The following is a 21,975-nucleotide window of genomic DNA, read 5'->3' as shown; positions in this document are numbered from 1 at the left end:
TTTCCTTGAACGCTCTTCGGCAACTCGAGTGGGCGCTGCTGGAGCTTCAGCAGAGCACTCCCCTGGCAAGCGTCAGCGGCGCGATCTCCGAGATCGCGCCGACGCATTTCCGTGTCTCCGGCCTGTCGCGCTTCGTCAGGCTCGGCGAGCTCATCGGCGTCAATTCGGGCGGCAAGCCGCAGATTGGCGAGGTGGTGCGAATCGACAGCGAGGGCATCATCGCCAAGCCGTTCGACCGGCAGTTCGCCGGCGGCCTCGGCTCGGTCGCCTACCGGATGCCGCCCTTGTCGTTCGCGCCCGATCCGAGCTGGAAGGGTCGCGTCATCAACGCTCTCGGCGCGCCGCTGGACGGATTGGGGCCCCTCACACCGGGCCCACAGGCGGTCTCGGCGGAGGCTGAGGCGCCCTCGGCCATGAAGCGCGCGCGCGTGCACAAGCCGCTGCGCACCGGCGTACGCGTCATCGATCTGTTCGCGCCGATCTGCGCCGGCCAGCGCGTCGGCATCTTTGCCGGCTCCGGTGTCGGCAAATCGACGCTGCTCGCGATGCTCGCCCGCAGCCAGGGTTTCGACACCGTCGTGCTGGCCCTGGTCGGCGAGCGCGGCCGCGAGGTGCGCGAGTTCATCGAGGATGTGCTGGGCAACGATCGCCAGCGCGCCGTCACCATCGTGTCGACCGGCGACGAAAGCCCGATGATGCGGCGGCTGGCGCCGAAGACGGCCATGGCGGTCGCGGAATATTTCCGCGACCGGGGCGAATCGGTGCTGCTCATGGTCGACTCGATCACGCGTTTCGCCCACGCCGCCCGCGAGGTCGCGCTCGCCGCCGGCGAGCCTGCGGTCGCCCGCGGCTACGCGCCGACGGTCTTCACCGATCTGCCGCGCCTCCTGGAGCGCGCCGGACCCGGCGAGGAAGGTTCCGGCACCATCACCGGGATCTTCTCGGTGCTGGTCGACGGCGACGACCACAACGAGCCGATCGCCGATACCATCCGCAGCACGCTCGATGGGCACATCGTGCTCTCCAGGCACATCGCCGACCAGGCGCGCTATCCGGCCGTCGATGTGCTGGCTTCGGTCTCCCGCCTCGCCCACAACGTCTGGGATCCCGAAGAGCGCGAATTGGTCAGCAAGCTGCGCTCCTTGATCGCCAAATACGAGGACACGCGCGACCTTCGCCTGATGGGCGGCTATCAGTCGGGACGTGATTCGGGCCTCGACCAGGCGGTCGACATGGTTCCGAGAATCTACGGCGCGATGCGGCAGGATGCTTCGGCTCCGCCGAGTGCCGATCCGTTCCGCGAGCTGCGGGACATGCTCAAGGGCGAATAGCAGCGCGAGAGGCCGCGACCGCCGGCAACATGCGCCGCTATCCTGCTCCTCCCCGTTGTTTTCGACAGGAGATTGCGCATGCCGCCACGGAGCCGGCGCATGCGCCGCACGGCCGCCGCCGGTTTTCCGTCCTGAGCGCCGTCACCACTCGGGTGAGGGCAGTGGACGACCGCGCCGGAAGGGACCGCACCGGCGATTCTGCGAGCATAACGGTCAACAACCGGCGCGTGTAATTCCTCCGAGTTCCCTTGACGATTCTCCGGCTCCACCCACAAGTTGTGGATGACGTGCCGAACTCATCGTCGTCATGCACAAGCTTCGATCAATTTGCGTCGATCACGGTCAGCAGGATGCCGTGCAATCACGGCGTCGCAGAATTGAGTGCATGTTGCTTGCCGGGCAGCGTATTGCGTTCACCATCATGTGTCCCGATGAGCGAGATTGTCTTGAACGTTACATTCGCCTGCAACGACATCTGGGCTGCGCGAGCGTCTCTACTTGATTTTGTTGAGAAGCTCATTCATCGTTTCGACGGAATATAAGAAACGTCTGCGTGTGACTTGAACTCAGGGGCTTCGGTTGAACTATTCCGATCCATCGTCGGCTGGCGACGGCAACTCGGGCTCCCGTGCGACGACGCTGTTGGCATGCGAACGACGCAGTTCGTCACTCCGAAGCACGCGACGCGCATCGGTCCAGATCGGGCGCACTGCGATTCGTTCCTTCGAACGAGAGCTCGACACGACGTGTTCGCCGGACAGCTGCAACCGTTCGATGTCTTTCGAAGGTTTCGCGGGCCAGGGTGCAAGGCGGCTTCGGGGCGCCGCAGACGAAGTTCCGGGGACGAGGTAGATTCATGCCGTTGGCACGGGAAGCCGTCGAGCTGCTGGTTCAGGCGGCGAGGGCTTGGTATTTCGAGGGCAATCAGCATGGATTGCGCGATCGCGAATGGATGGCGCTGCGCTTTCTCGGCCGCGCCAACAGGTTTTCGCGCACGCCATCCGCGCTGGCCGGCTTCATCGGCGCCACCAGAGCAACTGCATCGCAGATCGTGAAGACGCTGGAGAGCAAATCCTTTCTGGTGCGCAAGCCGTCGCAAGAGGACAAGCGTTCTGTCGTCCTGCACGTCACCGCCCAGGGCGAGAAATGCCTGAACCAGCACGACCCGATCAATCACGTGGTGAATGCGGTCACCTCGCTTGGCAACGACGAATGCGTCAGGCTGCGCGACTCGCTCCGCGAGGTTCTCAATCACCTCGACGCGGCCCATCAGCGGCTCGATGCCAGCGTCTGCCGCGACTGCATGTTTCTCGCCGAACGCGGCCCGGGCACCTCCAAAAGTCGCGCGAGCGCCGAATTCATGTGCCGGCTGTATCGCGCTCCGGTCTCGCTCGATGAGACCGAACTGCTGTGCACCAGTTTCGAGCGCACCCGCGACCGCCCCAAGATCGAGGAGCATCTCGACCGCGCGCGGATGGCAAGCCAGGGCTGAGGCGCACGCAATTTCCGCGCGAGTGGTTGCGGCACAGCCTGCAGATGGCTTCGTAGCCGCGCCTGCCTTCGAACGACGCACTCCGTCCTCTGATGTCCCGGACAAGCTGCAACGCGAAGCGTTGCTGCGCAGAGCCGGGACCCAGGGACGCCCCGGTATGGCACGGAGAGATGGGCCCCGGCTCTGCAGCGCACCGTCCTGCTGGACGATGCTTCGCATCGCCCAGGGGACGCTGCGTTGCGTCCGGGGCACGAGAGCGGAGTGCGGCCAGCACTCCCTCCACCGTCATCGCGAGGGCGCTCATGCGCCGAAACCGAATTTCGGATAAACGATATATTTTTCGAGCGGCCGGATTGACGGGAGCCGCGACACAGCAAGATCCCGTAGGCCCGCATGGAGGAGCGCAATCCGGGACCGTACGGTAAGAGATGCCCTGGACTACGCCATCGGCCGCGCCTTCGCGCGACCCGTCGGCTCGATCCGGGCAACGGGGGCGTCAGGCATCACGCGGGGCGCACAAAAAAACACCCGGCGGTTTCCCGCCGGGTGTTCATCACGTGGTTCGAAAGATCTTACCAGTTGCGCTGGGCGCGGAGCAGCAGGGTGATGCTGTCCTGATCCTTCAGCTCGTACAGGGCGGCCGGCTTGGCCGTCGTGCCGGCACCGGCGTAACCGACCGTGCCCGAGTACTTCTGGTCGAGGCGGGTCCAGTTCAGGTCGCCCGAGAACGTCAGGTTCTTGACCGGGGTCCAGCGGGTGATGATACCGACCTGGCCGACGGCGAAGTCAGGGTTACAACCCGTCACACCGGCGAGACCGCCGAACACGCCGCCTGCACCGCCAGCGCCGCAGAGAGCGGTCTTGGCGACCGAGCCGTACTGCGCCTGAGCGTAGGCGCCGTAGAGCGCGGTGTTCCAGTAGGGATCCCAGTTGTGGGTGTAGGCACCGCGGAAGCCCCAGGTCTTGACGGTTTCCTGCTGGCCGCCCGTGACGAACACGGTGTCCGGAGCATAGGCGAAGCCGACGCTCTGGTAGGCAACGCCCGAGCTGCCGAACATCGAGTAGCTGCTGCCCGCCAGGTTCTGGAAGTTGTAGCGGGTCGCACCGTCGGTGTAGACGCCCGAAATGTTGATCACGTCACCCGCGCCGGTCGGGATGTTCTTGATCGACAGAGCGAGCTGAACCGCCCAACCCCACTTGTCGTCGGGGTGACCGGTGGCTTCATTCGCGCCGTAGTAGGCGACGTGGTTGTCATGCGCAGCGACCGACGCCTGGAACATGCCCCAGGCCTGGTCGACACGAACCATACCGACGAGGTTCGGCGAACGCGAACCGCCGATGGCGTTGGTGCCGTAGGTGCCGCCGACCATGCTGCCTGCGGTCGCACCGGTCAGGTTGACGTTGCCGGCCTGGTAGTAAGCCGTCGCGTCTTCCGCCGAGAACGACGCCGTCACGCCCTGACCGAAGTCAGCGGTGTAGGTGAACTGGTTGACACCAGTGACCGTGCCGGAACCGCCGACGAGGCTGTCGATGTTGTTGCCGGGATAGTTGGTCCAGGGCGCGTCGAACTGCGACACGGCCTTACCCATGGTGAAGCCAGCGAACTGGATGAAGGCGTAGTACACGCCGAGCGAACCGCCCGAGGTGTTGCCGTCGGTGCCGTTGATCGACGAACCAACGAGCGCCGGCGTGGCGCCGGAGGTGTTGAGGCCGAGGTTGCCGGTATAGACCGTGCCGCCCGTCGCGGAGCCGGAGCCCTGATAGCCACCGGTGGTCCAGGTGAACACGCCGTCGAAGAAGGTACGGACGACGCCGTATTCGGTCGCGGTGCGCGTGTCGATGTTGAGATCCTGACGAGCGCGCATCTGGTAGTAGTTGCTGAGGCGGTTGTGCGCACCGGCCGGAGAGCCGTTCGAGATGCCGTAGTTGCTGTTGGTGTTGAACGCGACTTCAGCGCGCAGATAACCACCCAGCTTGATGCAGGTGTCGGTGCCCGGGATGTAGTAGAAGCCCGCGCCGTACAGCGAGCAGATCTTCACGTATTCGACGGCCTTCGCCTTCACGGGGAGATCGGCTGCGAACGCCCCGGAGACGGCCATCAGGCCGGCAGCCGAGCCGAGAAAGAGCGTCTTCGTCAACTTCATTAGTAAACCTCCAGGTCGGTTCAGGGGGCTCGGCTCCTCGGAGGACGCCGCTTGACCCACTTAATTTCCGTTCAATTCAGGTCCGCACTGAAGGTCCGGACTGAAACGACAGTGAGGTGCCCCCCCTCCGTCGTAGCTTCACGTATAGTTTATAAAAACAACGGCCTCAATTTATTGATTTAGTGAATCGTAACTTCCGTCAGAGATGTTGCCCGATGGCAACAGAGGCGGTCGGCACGGCAACTAACTCTTTAATCCAAAACGAAAAAGCCCTCAGGGGGCATCCCGAGGGCTTTCTTGGAGGTCTCACATCGCTGTCCATCGACAGGGTCAAGAGCAGCAAAGATTGAGTGTGAGGAGACGTAATTTAATTAATTGCTTTTTGCAAGTACTAAACCGTCCAACCGTTTCCACCGCGCGGTGTCCGCCACCATTGTCTATGCGCGATATGCGAGACGATTCCCCAATATCCCATTAAAAGAGTGAATTGAGGGAAACGGGGGGCAGCCACATGATCGAGAAAAAACTCGACAGGGCGATTACGGACTTCATCTGGAACGTCGTCGAAATTCACTCCCAGCTGGAGGACATCCATACCTGCTGGGCCGGACTGCTGGGCATTACCGAGCCGCAGTGGCTGATCTTGATGGCGATCACCGAACTGGACGACGGGCGCGGCGTCGCCGGCATCGACATCGCGAACAAGTTGCGGGTCCACCCGGCCTTCGTGACGAACCAGACCAAGAGCCTCGAAAAGAGCGGCTTCCTGTCGCGGCGGCCGGCACCGGACGATGCCCGCTTCGTTCTGATGTCGCTGACGGAGAAGGCCACGACGGAAATCGAAAAACTGTCCAAGAGAAAGCTCGCCTTGAATTCGACCATCTTCAACGAGCTCGACGAGAAGACCCTGGCTGAACTGAATGCCGCGCTCGCAACGATCGGCAGGAACGCCCGGCTGGCGGCGCGATTGCTGGCTATCGACGTGTCGTGACGCGCGCCTCGGCTTCGAGGCGACCGAAGCATGTCGGCAAACACCGCTCTCGAATACGATACCCCCAAGCGCTAGAGATAGGTCACGGGGTCAAGCTGACGGGCCGTTCCGAGCTTGCTGCCCAGCCATTCGAAGACGAAGTCGTCGACAGCGATGAAATTCTCGACCTCGCCGAGCGGGTGCCTGACATTGTTGGGCACGACGACCGAGCAATCTGCTCCGGTCTGCCGATAGCCGGCTTGCAGATCCAGGGCGTCCTGCTCCCATATCATGGAGCGGCTCCCGACGACCATGAGCAGCGGGCACGGAAGTCGACGCGACGGCGGCAGCGAACCCGTCGAGGCTCCGTCAGGGACGGCCTGCCCGAAGCCGGTCATCCAGCGAAGCGATGCTCTGCGCATCACCGGCGTCAAAAGGCCGCCGTCGCACACGGCGGCCGCTATTCTGCGATCCGAGAGGGCAAGGCGGGAGGCATGAGAAGCGCCCTCCCCTTCGCCATAGATTGCGATCCGCCGCGCATCGACATCGGGGCGAGCCTCCAGATAGTCCAACCAGCACTGAAGCCTGTGCTCCGGCTTGAAGGAGCGATGCACCGTCGAATTGCCGGCATCAACGAACAGGAGCGACATGGTCCCGCAGAGTGAGGCCGGCAACAGCCTGCTCATCATCGAGCCCAGGGTGATGTCCTCATCACTGAGACAGATGACCGTCGGCGCGGAAGCTCCACGATGGAGCGCCGGCAGAAAGAAGCCGGCCAGCGCCCCTTGGTCGAAGCAATCGATCTTGACGCGCTCGATCGCCAGACCGGCCTCCGCCTCGAAGCCTCTCAGGCTGATGCCGACCTCGTCTGCGAGGCCGGCACTTTCGACATCTCCCGGACAAGACAAGCGTCTGACGACTTCGAGGGCCGTCAGCGAACACAGCCACGCTTCCCGCGAAACCCAGGCGGAACGGTTTTGGTGCGCGGATTCGGCCAAGGCCCGGTAGTCGTCCGCGACCTTCAACCAGTCCGAAATCCACAGATGCCGGTGCGTCTCACGCCCAAGCTCCGCGACGGACAGGCTTTGGAAAAATTGGGACGCGCGATCCCGCAAGCGCGCCAGGCTTTGCCCGGCGCCGTCGCACGAGCCGTGCGGCCAATGATCACCTTCCATGTCAGCCCCCGAGCGGCGCCGTCAACGCTTGCCCGGACTTGCGCCCAGACCTGCCGGCTTCGCGTTCTGCGCAGCACCCAGCACATCTGCTCGATGCGATCGCTGCCGCCCCTGATCGCGTCCATCGCGCTTGCACCTGTCGATGCTGCCCGCCGCGTCGACGTCTTTCGCCACCATTCCCAACCAACCCGCTTGGGCACAAGGTCGAGGCCGCCCCAACTCAATCGTCACGTCCCAGCTCCATCGCTGAACACAGTTGTTTGCCGCGCACTCCGCCAGTCTTGCGACAGACTTGCGATGCGGGCCTTGTCGTTTCTTGTTGCGATCGGCGAACCGAAATGACGTCACTTCGCCGACGTAAAATACATGCCTGCGTAGGCCGGCATTGTGAAAGCACGATATGGTGAGGGATGCGGCGGATTGCCGCTTTCATCAATGCCGAAAGGCAAATGTGACAAGAAGAAAACAGCGGGACCAACCAACGTGGCGATCATCGGCACGCGACATGTGACGACGTACGATCGCACCTCACGCTGAGCCGGACCAGCGAGACATCCTCCGGCCTACTTGGATTCGGTAAAGTCGTATGGCGTTGAGTGAGCCGATTGACACCCGCAGGTGGCGGGACAGCGAGGACCCGTCGGGGTCAAATTGGGGCTCGTCGCGGATGAGCGCCGCGCAAGCCTGGTCCTTGCCGGCGGGCGGAAAGATCGCCGGATAATGCTCTTCGCGACACCCCTGCCGCCGGGATCCTGGCGCGCCTTGTATGCATTATCCCAGTTGCCATCTCCGCGCAGTTCGCTTTACATGCCGCCAACTCGCCCGCGGATGACGGCCGGGGCTCAAAAATCACACACATTGTCAAAGGGACGGAATATGGCGCGCAACATATTGATTCTCGGGGCTTCTTACGGCTCGCTGCTGGGCACGAAGCTGCTGATGGCGGGGCACAATGTGACCCTGGTCTGCCGCGCCAAGACCGCGGAGCTGATCAATCGCGAAGGTACCGAGGTGCGCATCAAGCTGCGTGACGAGGCGGTGCACCGGGCGATCTTCTCGCGCAACCTGCCCGGCAAGCTCGACGCCGTGACCCCCGCCAATGTCGACCTCTCCCGCTACGATATGGTCGGCCTTGCGATGCAGGAGCCGCAATACACCAACCACACCGTGCGCGTTCTCATGGTCAAGATCGCCGCGGCGAAGCTGCCGTGCCTGTCGATCATGAACATGCCGCCGCTGCCCTATCTGAAGCGGATCCCGGCGCTCGCCGACATGGATCTGGAAGAAGCCTACACCAATGCGCAGGTGTGGGAGCGGTTCGAGCCGGGGCTGGTGACGCTGTGCTCCCCCGACCCGCAGGCTTTCCGTCCGCCCGAAGAAGCCGCAAACGTGCTGCATGTCGGCCTGCCCACCAATTTCAAGGCGTCGGTGTTCGCCGACGACAAGCACAACAAGGTGCTGCGCGAGCTCGAGGCCGACATCGACGCGGTGACGCTCGACGGCCACGACGTGCCGGTGAAGCTGAAAGTGTTCGATTCCCTGTTCGTGCCGCTGGCGAAATGGTCGATGCTGCTCACCGGCAATTACCGCTGCATCACGCCGCACGATCCGCAGTCGATCCGCGACGCCGTGCACGGCGACCTCAAGCGCTCGCAGACGATCTACGACCACGTCGATGCCATCGCCCGCAAGCTCGGCGCCGATCCGCAGGACCAGGTGCCGTTCGCAAAATACGCCAAGGCCGCCGAGAGCCTGCTCAAGCCGTCATCGGCGGCGCGCGCGGTCGCGAGCGGCGCCCCCTTTATCGAGCGCGTCGACCTCCTGGTGAAGCTGATCTCGCATCAGCTCGGCGTGCCCAATGCCGAGATCGACCGCACCGTCGAGACCGTCGATCTGAAGCTGAACGAGAAGATCGTGCAGGGCGGATCCGGCGCGCAGTGAGCGCGCCGCATCCAGCGACGCCGACGCTCACGCGCTCAGGAATGATTGAAGCCAGATCAGGCCGGTCACCGCGACAAGCGTGACCGCGCCGGTGCGCGTGATGAGGTCGGGATGCCCGAGACGGCGCGCGCCGCGGCCGAGCGTTGCGCCCAGAGTGATCCACGCGGCGCCAGCGGTGACAATCTGAAGCGCAATCGCGCCCAACCAGGGCAACAGTTCAAGCGGCCCAGCTCCAAGTGGCAGGAGCAGGAAGGCGAAGACGAGCGCTTTCGGGTTCAACAGGGTTGTGAGCAGCACCTGGCCGAACGTCACCGGTGCACCGTCGCGCAGCTCGCGCGTGTTGACTCGCCAGAGCATGACGGCAAGGCACAGGATGTATGCGGTGACCGCGACGCGGAGCACGACGGCCGCGAGCGGGATGTCGCTGACGAGAGGGCCGAGCGCCAACCTCAGCACGGCAATTGCCAGCAGATAGCCGCACAGCTCCGCCAAAAGCAGATGAAGTGAGCGTGCGATGCCGATCCCCGCCCCCGATGTCGCGAGCAAGGTGTTGGTCGGCCCGGGCACGGCCAGCAGGAAATAGGTCGCCGTGAAGAAGGTCAGGAAGCTCATGCGCCTGAGCTAGCAGGCCCCGGGCCAGGCCGGTTTGATCTTCATCATCGAATCCGGTCCTCACAGCCCGGAATCGACCCGAATCCGCCCATTCCGTGGCCGCCGATTTGCGAAAAATTTGCATCCATGCGAGGTCTGTCCTTACGTAACAGAGGCCGCCGGGATGCCTCGGCAGAGACTCCAGATGCCGGCTGCGGGCAGCGGGTTCCAAGCCTGCCCGCGATAGCCGGATTGACGGGCGAAAGAACAAGTCATCGAAGATGGATCAGTCGACGTTGCAGGTCGCTCGCGCGGTGGAGGCCGGCGCGACAACCATGAAGAGTGTCATCGACGCGACCGGATTGTCCCGTCTCAAGGTCGAGCGCGCCTTGAACACTCTGGAGAAGCAGAAGCTGCTGGTCCGCGACGGCCAGGGTTTCAAGGCAGCCGGCCAGCCGAAGACGGCGCCGTTCGCCCGGCAATGCGGATCCTGCAACGCCTGCTGCGACATTCTCGAGGTGGCCGCCGTCGACAAGCCGGTGAACCAGCTCTGCAAGCACTGGCAGACGGGCACCGGCTGCACCATCTACGACCGCCGCCCGCAGATGTGCCGCTCCTTCGTCTGCGCCTGGCTGCAAGGGCATCTCGACGACGACTGGTTCCCGGCGAAGTCGGGCATCATCGTCCATTTCAGCCAGGATGCCGTGAACGTCACGGTCGACGACCATTGCCCCGATCGCTGGCGCGAAGAGCCTTATTTCAGCAAGCTCGCCGAATGGTCGCTGAATGGGATCAAGCGGATCGGAAACCGCGGCTATGCCACTCTCGTCGTCTCCGGCGCCGACCGTTTCCTGCTGCTCGGACGCACCGTCGTTCCCGAGCCGACGCTGTTTGGCACGGCGTTCGTGCCGCTGACGGCCGACACGTTCCAATTCTGGCGGGCGACATCGCCGGAGCATTTGCAGCGATTGCATGAGCGCATCACCGAGATGGAGCGGATCAGGCAGGAATTCGGCTCCTGCGCGATCCCCGCAAACGAGGACGACGATCCGCAAGCCCCCTATCGGCCCGCACTTTTACGGCTATCGAATCACGCCTGAACGCCGCCGTGGGCAACGCGGCCTGATCAGCGCCGTGCCGCTCGACGCGCCGCGACGGTATTGATAAGCCCCTGTCCGCGAATGACGGGGACTTGAGTCGGGCATGACGGTTGCAATCGAGATGGGGCAGACCACGGCAGGCGCCGCGGCCGCCATGGACCTCGAGGAACTCTTGGCGACCCGCCTCCTGGTGCAGGGCAATTCGGGCTCCGGCAAATCGCATCTGCTGCGGCGGCTCTTGGAACAGAGCGCGCCGTGGGTGCAGCAGGCCATCATCGATCCCGAAGGCGATTTCATCACGCTGGCCGAGCGTTTCGGCCATCTCGTGATCGAGGCCGAGGATCACACCGAGCGCGGCCTTCAGGTCGCCGGCGAGCGCGCGCGGCTGCACCGCGTCTCCACCGTGCTCAATCTCGAAGGTCTGGACGCCGAGAACCAGATGCGCCGCGCCGCGGCGTTTCTGGGCGGGATGTTCGACGTCGACCGCGACCATTGGTATCCAATGTTGGTGGTCGTCGACGAGGCGCAGCTGTTCGCGCCGGCCGTGGCCGGCGAGGTCTCGGACGAGGCGCGTAAACTCTCGCTCGGCGCCATGACCAATCTGATGTGCCGCGGCCGCAAGCGTGGGCTGGCCGGCATCATCGCGACCCAGCGCCTGGCGAAGCTGGCCAAGAACGTCGCGGCGGAAGCCTCGAATTTCCTGATGGGCCGCACCTTCCTCGACATCGACATGGCGCGCGCCGCCGATCTGCTCGGCATGGAGCGGCGGCAGGCGGAATCCTTCCGCGATCTCGAGCGTGGACAGTTCATGGCGCTGGGACCTGCGCTGTCGCGCCGGCCCCTGCGTTTGCATATCGGGCCGACCGACACCCAGCCGCGCAATTCCACGCCGCGGCTGATGCCGCTACCGGAGGCGGCCACGGAAGATATGCGCGCCATGATCCTGGCCGCGCCGCCGCCCGATGCCAGCCGGCCGCAACGACGGCCGGCGCCGGATCTGCTCGAGCAGCTCCGCGCCGCGAAGGCCGCCGCGCCGGTGATCCAGCCAGAAGTGGACGAGGTGCCGGTCAGCGCCGAGGAGCTCGCCGAGCGGCGTGAACGCGTCGATCGCACGCTGCGTGCCGTGCTCGCCGCGCCCGACGCCGGCTTCCGCGCCGTCGGCGTGCTCTATCAGGAGTTCGTGGTCCGCTGCCGGATCGAGGGACTGGGCTCGGCCGTCCCTGACCTTATCGAATTCCGCCGCATGCTGACGCGCGCACGCGCGGGGCTCGGCGCCGAGCATGCCGAAGACGACGCCTGGCAGGACGTATCGCTGCGCGCATCCATTTTGCCGGACGACATGCAGGGCGTATTCATGATGATCGCGCGCGCGGCGAAGGAAGGCTGGCCATGCCCCGGCGACGCCGCGATCGCGCGGGCCTATGGCTCGCACTCGCTGCGCCGGGCGCAGCGGCTGCTCGGCTACATGGAGGAACAGGGCCTGATCGTCGTCCAGCTCGACGGCGGTGGACGCAGGATCGTGACGCTGGTGGAGCTGGCCTGGGCCACGGCGCCCGGCGATCCCAATGGCGATGATCTGCCGGCGGAGCCGGTCGCGAGCGCGGCTTCGGCTTGAAGCGGGATGGAGGTCGTCATGCCCGGGCTTGTTGTTTAGTCCGGGGACATGGCTGACACCTGTTCGGACACATCACTGACAGGTTGGCCATTGGTCAAGTCGATCGATGCGACCTGCCAACTGGCGAAGAAGATTCCGTAGTGGCCGTCACGATCCAGCGGCCGGATGGCGAGACTTTCGCGCGCGAAGGCCTGGGGAACCTTCCAGAAGCGTCCTTTGAAGGAGATGTAGGGTCTCGTCGATGAGACCCTACGGACGATCTCGCCGCTGTCGTATTCAACGTTCGGAACGCGGGTCGGCATGGCGCGGGCGCTGGGCCGGAAGCGATCGGCGGGGACGCGCATATCGAGGCCTTGGTGGGGACGCTCCAGATTGTAGACCGGTCGCCAGGCATCGAAGGCGCGCTGGACTTCCGGGAGGGTGCGGAAGCGCCGCATGGCAAAAACCTCGGCCTTCAGGGTGCGATGGAAGCGTTCGTTCTTGCCGCGGGCCTGCGGGTGACAGGGCCTGGCGTGCACAACCCTGACACCGAGCTTGAGCAGCCACACCTTCAACCCGGTCCAACGAACGCCTGACGTATCGCCCCAGGGTGAGCCGTTGTCGGTGTAGAAGGCTTCCGGCAAGCCATAGCAGCGGAATGTCGTCGTCAGGTGATCCTGCACGGTAAGACGCTGCTCGTCGGCGCAGGCCTTCAAGCACAGGACATAGCGCGAGTGATCGTCGACAACGGTCAGCGGATGGCATCGCGTCCCGTTGGCGAGCGGCAGGTGACCCTTGAAGTCCATCTGCCACAGCAGGTTGGGAGCTTCCTTCTCGAAGCGATGCCCCGGATTTGGCGGTACATTCTCGCTCGGTTTGACCCGACCGTTCCGACACAGGATCTGGTGCACCGTTGACGGCACCGGCACCGTCTGCCCGCTCCGCTTCAGGCAGTGGGCGATCTTCCGCGCTCCCCAAGCCGGATGCTTGTCCCGTACGGCCAGAACTTGGGCCTCGACCGCAGCCTCACTGCGCCTGGGCATCGCATGCGGGCAACGGGAGCGGTCGGCCAGCTCCCGATCGCCGGCCTGCCAGCGCCGCAACCATTTGTAGCCGACGTCAGGGCTGATGTTGAACCGCCGGCACAGTTCGCGCCGGTTGGCGCCTTCCTGCAAAGCCAGCCGCACGAACTCCTGGCGCTGATCCATTACTGACACCTCACTCCACGGCATGGACGGCCTCCCGAATCGGACCAATCCAGCCAATGTTGATGTGTCAGCTATGTCTCCGAACACCCGTCAGTGATCTGTCCGGGCTAAACACTTGTCCCGGGCATCCACGTTCTTCGTGCCTGGAGGCAAGACGTGGATGCCGGGTCAAGCCCGGCCATGACGTGGAGAGGTCAGCGCATTGCGTCAGGCAGCCTCGGAGCCGCCGAGATAGGCGTCGCGGATGCGCGGGTCGTCCTTCAGCGCCCGCGCCCGGCCTGAAAGCACGATCTTGCCGGTCTGCAGCACATAGGCTTCGTGTGCGATCTCCAGCGCGAGGCTGGCGTTCTGCTCGACCATGAACACCGAGACGCCCTCCTGATTGATGGTCCGGATCAGCTCCAGCACGCGGTCCACATAGAGCGGCGACAGGCCCATGGTCGGTTCGTCCATCACGATCATCCTGGGACGGCTCATCAGCGCGCGCGCCATCGCGACCATCTGCTGCTCGCCGCCGGAGAGCGAGCCCGCGCGCTGCGACAGCCGCTGGCCGAGCTTCGGGAACAGCGTCAGCATCCTGTCGAGATCCTGCGCCACCGCGTCACGGTCGTTGCGCACGAAGGCGCCCATCAGGATGTTCTCGCGCACGCTCATGTCCGCGAACAGCCGCCGCGCCTCCGGCACCGAGGCGATGCCGCGGCGGACAATCTGTGGCGTGGTCAGCCCGATCAGCGAGGCGCCGTCGAACGTGACATCGCCCGAGCGCGGCTTCACAAGGCCCAAGATGATCTTCATCGTCGTCGACTTGCCGCTGGCGTTGCCGCCGAGCAGGCAGACGATGTGGCCGCGCGCGACTGTGATCGACAGATCGAAATGCACCTGGGCCTGGCCGTAGAAGGTGTTGACATTGGACAGCGCCAGCAGCGGTTCGGGTGCGCTCGTCGTCATGCTGCGCTCTCCTGCTCCGACGCCCCTGATAGCCCGTGGCCAAGATAGGCCTCGATCACCTTGGGATCGCTCCGCACCGCGTCGCCCGGCCCTTCCGCGATCTTCTTACCCTCGTCCATGACGATGACACGATCGGACAGGCGCATCACCATCTCCAGCTTGTGCTCGATCAGGAGGATGGTCAGCCCCTCCGCCTTGAGCTCGGCGACCAGCGCCTGCATCTCCGCGGTCTCGGTCGGGTTCATGCCGGCGGTGGGCTCGTCGAGCAGCAACAGCCGCGGCTTGAGCGCGAGCGCGCGCGCGATCTCGACGCGGCGGCGATTGGCGTAGGACAGGCTATAGGCCGGCTGGTCGATCCGCGGCAGCAGCCGCTCGCCGAAGCGGGCGAGGATGGCCTTCACCTCCTCGCGCAGCCGCTCTTCTTCCGCCTTGACGCTGGCGGGCCGCAGCAGCGCCAACCCCAATTCCAGCAGCGGACCGATCACCGGCACCGCCGGCTTCACCGCGCGCAGCCGCGTGTGCGCGCCGATCAGGACGTTGTCCATGACGCTGAGATTGCCGAAGACGCGGCCGAGCTGGAACGTGCGCGCGATGCCCTCGCCTGCGAGCCGCTCCGGCGACAGGCCGGTGATGTCCTGGCCTTCGAAGTGAACTGTACCCGCGTCGGGCCGGTCCAGCCCGGTCACGAGGTTGAACAGAGTCGTCTTGCCGGCCCCGTTCGGGCCGATGATGCTGACAAGCTCACCTTTGGCGAGATCGAGATCGATCGCGTCGACCGCGGTGAGGCCGCCGAAGCGCCGCGTCAGCCCGCGCAGGGACAGCATGGAATTGAGCTGTGCCATCACAGCGTCCCCAACAGGCCCTGCGGCCTGAACCGCACGAGCAGCAACAGCACGATGCCGTAGATCAGGATGCGATACTCCGCCGCGATCCGAAAGACCTCGGGCAGGCCGACCAGCGCGACCGCTCCGAGAATCGCGCCGACGACATTGCCGAGGCCGCCGAGGATGACCACGGTCAGCGCCAGGATCGATTGCTGCGTATTGAAGGTCTCATGGTTGATGTAGGAGTAGAGGTGTGCCGCGATGCCGCCGCTGACGCCGGCGGCGAAGCCGCCGAAGATGAAGGCCAGCGACTTGTAGCGGTTGAGACTGAGGCCATAGGCGCGCGCTGCGATGTCGTCGTCGCGGATGGCGCGAAAGCTGCGGCCGAGATGCGAGGTGAGCAAGCGCCCCTGCAGCAGCGCCAGCACGACCATCACTGTGAAGCTGAACCAGTAGATCGAGGTCGGGCTGATCAAATCGTAGCCGAACAGCGACAGCGGCGGGATGCCGGAGATGCCGATCGGGCCGCGTGTGACGCTTTCCCAATTCAGGATCACCAGCGACACGATCTCGCCGATGGCGAGCGTCGCGATCGACACGTAATGCCCGCGCAGCCGGAACGACGGCGAGATCAGCGCGGTGCCGAGCGCGGCGCACATCAGGCCGCCGCCGATAATCGAGAGGCCCACCGGTACGGAGAGGGTCAGCGACAGCAGCGCGGAGGTGTAGGCGCCGATCGCAAGCAGTGCGGCATGGCCGAGCGAGACCTGGCCGATCGTGCCCGCAACCAGCGTCAGGCTGAGTGCGAGCATGCCGAGCAGCCAGGCGTTGATCAGGGTCTGCAGCACGTAGAACGACACCGGGAAGAACGGCAGGACCGCGAAGATCGCGGCTGCAGCCAGCAGCGCCCAGCGCGGAATGCGCACCGGGCGGCTCGGCGCGATGAAGGTGCCGGTGAGCGGCTCGGGCGGCGCTTGCCGCGCGCTGGCGAACAGGCCGTTCGGCCGCAGCACGAGCACGACGACGAGAAGCAGGAAGGCGAACAGATTGCGGTAGCTGGTGCCGAACACGGCGACGCCGTAGCTCTCCACCAGTCCGAGCAGCAGGCTGCCGATGACGGCGCCGGGCACATTGCCGGCGCCGCCGACCACTTCGGCGACGACGCCCTTCAGCGTCGCCTGCAGGCTCATCGCGGTGTCGATCTGGTTATAGTACATGCCGACCAACATGCCGGAGACGCCGCCGAGCGCGGCGGCAATGCCGAACACCGCCTGATTGACGCGGTTGACGTCGACGCCCATCTGCATCGCAGCGTCGCGGTCCTGCGCAGTGGCGCGTACCGCCCAGCCGAGCTTGGAGTAGCGCAGGAACACGAACAGCAGCAGCGCGCTGGTGAGGCCGACGCCGGCGATCAGCAGATCAAGTGGGCCGATGGTGCCGCCGCCGACCTGAAAGCGCACGTCCGGCAACTGGCTCGGCAGCGCGCGCGGATTGGGCGAGAAGGTCAGCATCACCAGCTGATCGAGCACGAAGCTGATGCCGATCGTGGCGAGCAGCGGCGCGATGCGCACCGAGTTCTGCAGCGGACGCAGACCGAACCGCTCGATCACCAGCCCGACCAGCGCGGCAGCGACCGCGACCACGATGATGGTGAGCGGCAGCGGCGTATGCAGCTGCACCACCGCGACCCAGCCGATATAGGCGCCGACCAGATAGATCGAGCCCTGCGCGAAGTTGATCAGCCGGCTGACGCCGAAGATCAGCGCAAGCCCGACCGCAACGAGGGCATAGACATTGCCGACGATCAGCCCGTTGATCGTGTAGTCGAGCCAGGAAGACACGCGATGGCCCCAAGGAGAGAGAGAGAGAGAGAGAGAAGCGGCAGAAGCGAATGCCCCGGCCATCAGGTCAGGTCGGCTTGCCGTCCCAGAGCGCGAACTGCCCCTTGCGCACGACGAGTTCGGCGTTCATGGCGCCCTTGACGCGGCGGCTCTCGACGTCGAACGTCGCGGAACCGAAGATGACGCTGGAGACGTCCTTCACTTTCGTGAAGGCATCGCGGACCGCACGGCGGTCGGTGCCGCCGATCTTGACCACGGCGGCCGCCATGTTCATCGCATCATAGGAATAAGCGTTGAAGGCGTCCGGCTCCTGCCCGCCGTACTTCGCCTTGAAGCCCGAGATGAATTTCTTCACCTCGGGCCTGGGATCCTCGGGGAAATAGCGCGTGCCGAGATGGACATCCTCGACCGCCTCGCCGCCGAGCTCCAGAAACTTCGGCGAGTAGACCGAGCTCGCGGCGCAGATCACCTGCTTCAGGCCGACCTGCCGCGCCTGACGGGCGATCAGCGCACCGTCGGAATAATAGGAGATCAGGATCAGCCCGTCCGGGCTGGCGTCGCGCACGCGCACCAGGGTGGAGCGGAAGTCGCGCTCCTCCGCGATGTAGCCCTCGGTCACCGCGACCTCGGCGCCGTATTCCTTCGCCGCCTTGACGAAATAGTCGCGGCTGGTGCGGCCCCAATCGGTGTTGAGGTGCAGCACCGCGAGCTTCTTGAGGCCGAGACGCTTCACGGCATAAGCCGCCAGCAGCGGCTGCTCGTCGGCCTGGCTGACCGAGGTGCTCCACATGAAGTCGCCGCCCTTGGTGAAATCGGGGTGCGAGTTGGTGAAGCCGAATTGCACGAGGCCGCCACGCTGATAGATCGGCGAGGCCGCCATCGAGGCCGGGCTGGAAAAGTCGCCGAGCTCCATGACGATCCGGGGATCGGAGACGAACTTCTGGGCGATCGCCACCGACTGGCGCGGATCGCTCTGGCTGTCCTCGAACTGATAAGCGAGCTTGCGCCCGTTGATGCCGCCGGCCGCCATGATCTCGTCGAGCGCGAGATCAAAACCCTGCTTCCACTGCGTGCCATATTGCGCGTTCGGTCCCGTCAGGGGGCCGCTGACGCCGAGCAGGATCGGTTCGGACGATTGCGCGAAGGCGCCGCGCGAGACGGCCGCTCCCGCCATCATGACGGCGAGAGACCCCTTCACCAGGCTACGACGATCGATGTTGCTCATGCACGGCTCCATCCACTCAATGTTGAAACAAGCAGCAATTCTTGTGCCGCCGAGATTGGCTATTTCGAGGGCTCGCCGAGCGACAGCATCAGCCGGTTCGCCCAGTTGAAGAACGAGGCGCCGTTGATGACGTCGACGATCTCGGCATCGTCGAGACCGGCGCGGCGCAGCTCCGCGATATTGTCGGGCCCGAACGCGATCGGCGTCGCGGCCAGCGCCACCGAGGCCTTGACCACGGCATTCCAGCGCTCGCCGAGGTCGGCCTTGATGCCCTCGTCGAGCAGGCGCTGCACGTCGTCGCGGCGCTTGGAATAGGTGCTGGCGAAGCGCGCATGCACGGAGGCGCAATAGATGCAGCCGTTGTAGCGCGAGGTCGCGGCCGCCGCGAGCTCGCGCTCGGCGCGCGGCAAGCCGTCGGCGACGTTGTAGAAGATGTCCCTGTCGGTCTTGGTGCGGGCTTCCAGCACTTCGGGATCGCGCACCAGCAGGCGGAAATATTCCGACTTGGCGCGCGAGCGATCGACGAGGCCCGAGTAATGCCGCTCGGTCAGCTCGGCCTCGGGCAGCGGATCGATCCAGGAGACCCAACCGAGCTCGTCCTGGGTGAAGACGACGGGCGGGTTGACGGCGGCGCTCATGATTGCGGTCTCCTCTTATGCGTTCGCCGCGGCGAGCGTGCGCAAGCCGCTGACGACCCGCACCTGGAACGACAGGAACGCGACGAGTTGGGAGAAGGTGACGATGCCGGTGGTCGACCAGCCGGCGTCAAGCAGCGCCTTCATGTCGGCGGCTGCGGCATCGCGGGGCCGGAACACCAGGAGGTGCGCATGCTCGAGCGCTGCTGCGAGCTTCGCACCAAGCGCCGGCTTGCTCGCGGCGCTCACGCGATAGATCAGGCCGGCCGTGTTCTCGATCGACAGTAGGCCGGCGGGATACGAGCCATAGGGACCCGAGGTTCTGCCCCGCGCGATCTCGGCGTCGATCGCCTCCAGCAGGCGCGCACCGTCCGCGTTTGCGGCAAGCTTGTCGCGATAGAAGGTGGCAACGGGCGACTCGCCATGGAGCCCGGTCACGAAGGCGGCGACGGCCGCGCGCTCGGCCAGCGAGACATCGCCCGCGTCGATCGGCTCGAACAGCGAGAGATAGCTCTTCTGCGCGTTCTCGCGCGCCTGCAGGCGGCGGGCGCGGATGGCGTCCAGCGCCGAGCCCGGCTGGATCCCGGCGAGTGTGTCGATGATATCCTGCGTAGTCATCATTCGGCCTCGTGCAACGCGATGCTCTTCATGTCCAATCAGCCCGCCAGCGCCACATCGGGCGCCGTCCGGGTCCAGCCCAGCGCGGGTGCGACCTTCTCCGCGACGAGATCGATCGAGCGCAGGACGTGGGGATGCGGGGCATCGACCGAATGCACCTGGAACACGAGATCGGTCACCCGCTCCAGCGTGGCATCGGTGCGCAGCGAGGCGATGACCTCGTCGGCGCCGCCGACATGGGTGTCGAACGCCGTGATCATCTCCTCCAGCGTCTCGCCCGGCTTGGCGTGGCCGCCCTTGAGAAACTGCGGCAGCGCACGCCGCAAGCCAATGTCTGCAAGCCGCAACGCCTCGCGATGATCGTCGGCGACGAACACGCTGCGCGAGGCCATGATGCGGGGCTCGGCCCCCTTGGGCAGCGCTTCCAGATAGGCATCGATCACCGGATTCTGGATCTCGGCCAGCGTCGCCTTCGGCGCCTCCTTGGTCCGCGGCTGGGTGCGCGACAGCAACAGGCCGTCACCGGCCTTGCCGGCTCGGGCACCTCCCGCGACCGAGAACGTGGCCTGCCAGATCCGCTTGTCCAGCTGCGGCCGTTGCGGGTAGATCGTGTCGCCACCCTCGAGCGGCTTGCCGACCAGGGCGGTGCGGACGACCTCCAGATTGCGGGCGAAGATCTCGTTGCGCTGAGCGCTGTCGAGGCCGAAGGCGGCAAAGGCCGACGGATTGCCGCCGGTGCCGACGCCGAGCTCGAAGCGGCCGTTGCAGATCAGATCGAGCACGGCTGCGTCCTCCGCCACCCGCACCGCATTCTCGAGCGGCAGCGTGACGATGCCGGTGCCGAGGCGGATGCGCGAGGTCTGGGCTGCGACGTAGCCGAGAAAGGTGAAGGGCGACGGCAGGCCGCCTTCGCGCTCGTGGAAATGATGCTGCGCGATCCACGCAGAATCGAGGCCCGCCTTTTCGGCGCGCACGATCTGCTCGGCCGCGAAGCGATAGCGCTCGGCGGGCGGGGCCTCGTCCAAAAGCCGCGTGAAAAATCCCAGGCGTTTCAGATTTGCAAAGCGTTTCATGCGACCCCTGTCGGGCGAGGATGGTCAGGCTGCCGATGATGTCGGTTACTGCTGCTCCAGACAAGCGGGCATTGCGCAGGGCTCATACGCAAGCTCATTGACAAGGCTCATGCGTAACGCTGCCCGCCGGGATCGCCCCTGCGCTGGAGCTGGGCAGATTGCCTACCAGCTCGGCAGCACCGCGCCCTTGAACTTGGTCAGGACGAACTCCTTGACCTCCGGCGTGTGGTAGCTGTCGACGAGGATCTTGACCCAGGGCTTGTCCTTGTCGGCGGTGCGCACGGCGATCAGGTTGACATAGGGGCCCTTCGGGTCCTCGCGCAGGATCGGATCCTTGACCGGATCGAGGCCCGCCTGGGTTGCATAATTGGTGTTGATCGCGGCGGCGTCGACATCGTCGAGCGCGCGCGGCGCCTGCGCCGCGTCGACCTCGATGAACTTCAGCTTCTTCGGGTTCTCGGTGATGTCGAGCACCGTCGGCTTGAAACCGGTGCCGTCCTTCAGCTTGATCAGGCCCTTGTCGCGCAGCAACAGCAGCACGCGGCCGCCATTGGTCGGATCGTTCGGGATCGAGACCTTGCCGCCCTCGGGGATGTCGGCGATGGCCTTGTGCTTCTTCGAATAGACGCCGATCGGGAAATTCACGGTCAGGCCGACGGCCTCGATCTTGTAGCCGCGGTCGGCTTTCTGGTTGTCCAGATATGGCTGGTTCTGGAACGAATTGGCCTGGATCTCGCCGGCATCGAGCGCGGCATTCGGCACGACATAGTCGGAGAATTCGAGCAGCTGGATGTCGAGACCCTGCTTGGCGGCGATCGGCTTCACTGCCTCCAGGATCTGCGCATGCGGGCCCGGCGTCACGCCGATCTTGATGGTCTCGGCGGTGGCTGCTGCCGACCAGGCGGCGAGCGCGGTTGCGAGCATCAGGGGGAAGCGAAACGACATCTTGGTCTCCATGGCACGGCGAGAATGATTGGAACCGTATTCGCTTCTCCGCCGGATGAAATCAATGAAATGGAAAACCATATTTGCCGCCTGGCGCGGACGACGCTTCTCCGTTCGATCCGATGTGGGGAACGAACGCGCCTGCGCAAGCGTGAGACGCATCACGGCACGGCAGGGCCAAGAGAGCGAGATTGCCGGCACAATTCGCCCGGAGTTTTGCCAGGACCACCCTCGCCGCGCTCGGTCGGCGGTCCGGGTCGTGGCCCGCAAGGGCTCTCCCCATCGTCATTTCGTCGCATGGCCCGGCAGTCACGCCGGCA

Annotated in this window: 18 protein-coding genes; 6 read left to right on the top strand and 12 right to left on the bottom strand. The window is 65.1% G+C overall.

Annotation, left to right across the window (positions count from 1 at the left end):
• Nucleotides 1–5 precede the first annotated feature (5 nt).
• Both fliI and GDN70_RS09515 read left to right on the top strand, forming a co-directional pair.
• Nucleotides 6–1,331: a flagellar protein export ATPase FliI gene (gene fliI / locus GDN70_RS09520; protein ID WP_028145754.1), complete on the top strand. Its 1,326-nt coding sequence runs from the start codon at nucleotides 6–8 to the stop codon at nucleotides 1,329–1,331.
• Nucleotides 1,332–2,187: 856 nt separating this feature from the next.
• The gene (locus tag GDN70_RS09515; RefSeq protein WP_028145755.1) at nucleotides 2,188–2,823 is read left to right on the top strand and encodes a MarR family winged helix-turn-helix transcriptional regulator; all 636 of its coding nucleotides are present in this window, start codon (nucleotides 2,188–2,190) and stop codon (nucleotides 2,821–2,823) included.
• A gap of 572 nt (nucleotides 2,824–3,395) precedes the next feature.
• On the opposite strand, the gene GDN70_RS09510 is transcribed toward GDN70_RS09515, so the two are convergent.
• Nucleotides 3,396–4,967 (bottom strand): porin, encoded by a 1,572-nt coding sequence (locus tag GDN70_RS09510; RefSeq protein ID WP_095425962.1) that lies wholly within the window; start codon nucleotides 4,965–4,967, stop codon nucleotides 3,396–3,398.
• A gap of 511 nt (nucleotides 4,968–5,478) precedes the next feature.
• On the opposite strand from GDN70_RS09510, the gene GDN70_RS09505 reads away from it, so the two are divergent.
• Nucleotides 5,479–5,958: a MarR family winged helix-turn-helix transcriptional regulator gene (locus GDN70_RS09505; protein ID WP_028144358.1), complete on the top strand. Its 480-nt coding sequence runs from the start codon at nucleotides 5,479–5,481 to the stop codon at nucleotides 5,956–5,958.
• Between the two features lie 71 nt (nucleotides 5,959–6,029).
• Here GDN70_RS09505 and GDN70_RS09500 read toward each other — a convergent pair whose 3' ends face one another.
• Nucleotides 6,030–7,112 (bottom strand): hypothetical protein, encoded by a 1,083-nt coding sequence (locus GDN70_RS09500; protein ID WP_038970831.1) that lies wholly within the window; start codon nucleotides 7,110–7,112, stop codon nucleotides 6,030–6,032.
• Nucleotides 7,113–7,988: 876 nt separating this feature from the next.
• Between GDN70_RS09500 and GDN70_RS09495 the strand changes: the two genes are divergently transcribed.
• A complete protein-coding gene (locus GDN70_RS09495; RefSeq protein WP_028144356.1) occupies nucleotides 7,989–9,053 on the top strand; it encodes a ketopantoate reductase family protein in 1,065 nt (354 codons plus the stop codon).
• A 27-nt stretch (nucleotides 9,054–9,080) separates the two neighbouring features.
• On the opposite strand, the gene GDN70_RS09490 is transcribed toward GDN70_RS09495, so the two are convergent.
• A complete protein-coding gene (locus GDN70_RS09490; protein ID WP_152102431.1) occupies nucleotides 9,081–9,665 on the bottom strand; it encodes a LysE family translocator in 585 nt (194 codons plus the stop codon).
• Between the two features lie 260 nt (nucleotides 9,666–9,925).
• Here GDN70_RS09490 and GDN70_RS09485 point away from each other — a divergent pair, with 260 nt between their 5' ends.
• Together GDN70_RS09485 and GDN70_RS09480 are read left to right on the top strand one after the other, a co-directional pair.
• Nucleotides 9,926–10,744 carry a YkgJ family cysteine cluster protein gene (locus GDN70_RS09485; protein WP_028144354.1) on the top strand — a complete coding sequence of 273 codons (819 nt, stop codon included), beginning with the start codon at nucleotides 9,926–9,928 and terminating at the stop codon, nucleotides 10,742–10,744.
• A gap of 103 nt (nucleotides 10,745–10,847) precedes the next feature.
• Nucleotides 10,848–12,359 (top strand): ATP-binding protein, encoded by a 1,512-nt coding sequence (locus GDN70_RS09480; protein ID WP_152102430.1) that lies wholly within the window; start codon nucleotides 10,848–10,850, stop codon nucleotides 12,357–12,359.
• A gap of 35 nt (nucleotides 12,360–12,394) precedes the next feature.
• Here GDN70_RS09480 and GDN70_RS09475 read toward each other — a convergent pair whose 3' ends face one another.
• The 9 genes from GDN70_RS09475 to GDN70_RS09435 form a co-directional block, all read right to left on the bottom strand.
• Entirely contained in the window at nucleotides 12,395–13,570 is a 1,176-nt protein-coding gene (locus tag GDN70_RS09475) for an IS481 family transposase (protein ID WP_152102328.1), read from the bottom strand.
• Nucleotides 13,571–13,753: 183 nt separating this feature from the next.
• Nucleotides 13,754–14,494, bottom strand: a complete 741-nt coding sequence (locus GDN70_RS09470; RefSeq protein ID WP_028144352.1) for an ABC transporter ATP-binding protein — start codon at nucleotides 14,492–14,494, stop codon at nucleotides 13,754–13,756.
• On the bottom strand, nucleotides 14,491–15,336 hold the full coding sequence (locus tag GDN70_RS09465) for an ABC transporter ATP-binding protein (RefSeq protein WP_028144351.1): 846 nt from the start codon (nucleotides 15,334–15,336) through the stop codon (nucleotides 14,491–14,493). The genes GDN70_RS09470 and GDN70_RS09465 overlap by 4 nt, the downstream gene beginning before the upstream one ends.
• Entirely contained in the window at nucleotides 15,336–17,159 is a 1,824-nt protein-coding gene (locus tag GDN70_RS09460) for an ABC transporter permease (protein WP_028144350.1), read from the bottom strand. The genes GDN70_RS09465 and GDN70_RS09460 overlap by 1 nt, the downstream gene beginning before the upstream one ends.
• A 67-nt stretch (nucleotides 17,160–17,226) precedes the next feature.
• The gene (locus GDN70_RS09455) at nucleotides 17,227–18,384 is read right to left on the bottom strand and encodes an ABC transporter substrate-binding protein (RefSeq protein WP_038950178.1); all 1,158 of its coding nucleotides are present in this window, start codon (nucleotides 18,382–18,384) and stop codon (nucleotides 17,227–17,229) included.
• A 59-nt stretch (nucleotides 18,385–18,443) separates the two neighbouring features.
• Nucleotides 18,444–19,022, bottom strand: a complete 579-nt coding sequence (locus GDN70_RS09450; protein ID WP_152102429.1) for an alkylhydroperoxidase domain protein — start codon at nucleotides 19,020–19,022, stop codon at nucleotides 18,444–18,446.
• 15 nt (nucleotides 19,023–19,037) lie between these two features.
• Nucleotides 19,038–19,640: a CMD domain protein gene (locus GDN70_RS09445; RefSeq protein ID WP_152102428.1), complete on the bottom strand. Its 603-nt coding sequence runs from the start codon at nucleotides 19,638–19,640 to the stop codon at nucleotides 19,038–19,040.
• A gap of 35 nt (nucleotides 19,641–19,675) precedes the next feature.
• Nucleotides 19,676–20,710 carry a putative FMN-dependent luciferase-like monooxygenase gene (locus GDN70_RS09440; protein WP_095426610.1) on the bottom strand — a complete coding sequence of 345 codons (1,035 nt, stop codon included), beginning with the start codon at nucleotides 20,708–20,710 and terminating at the stop codon, nucleotides 19,676–19,678.
• 162 nt (nucleotides 20,711–20,872) lie between these two features.
• On the bottom strand, nucleotides 20,873–21,667 hold the full coding sequence (locus GDN70_RS09435; RefSeq protein WP_028144345.1) for a MetQ/NlpA family ABC transporter substrate-binding protein: 795 nt from the start codon (nucleotides 21,665–21,667) through the stop codon (nucleotides 20,873–20,875).
• Nucleotides 21,668–21,975 lie beyond the last annotated feature (308 nt).

It is taken from the genome of Bradyrhizobium sp. TM102, assembly GCF_009176685.1.
Taxonomy (GTDB): Bacteria; Pseudomonadota; Alphaproteobacteria; order Rhizobiales; family Xanthobacteraceae; genus Bradyrhizobium; species Bradyrhizobium ottawaense.
The sequence above is the reverse complement of the archived record's forward strand: the minus strand, read 5'-3'. Positions and strand labels throughout refer to the sequence as shown.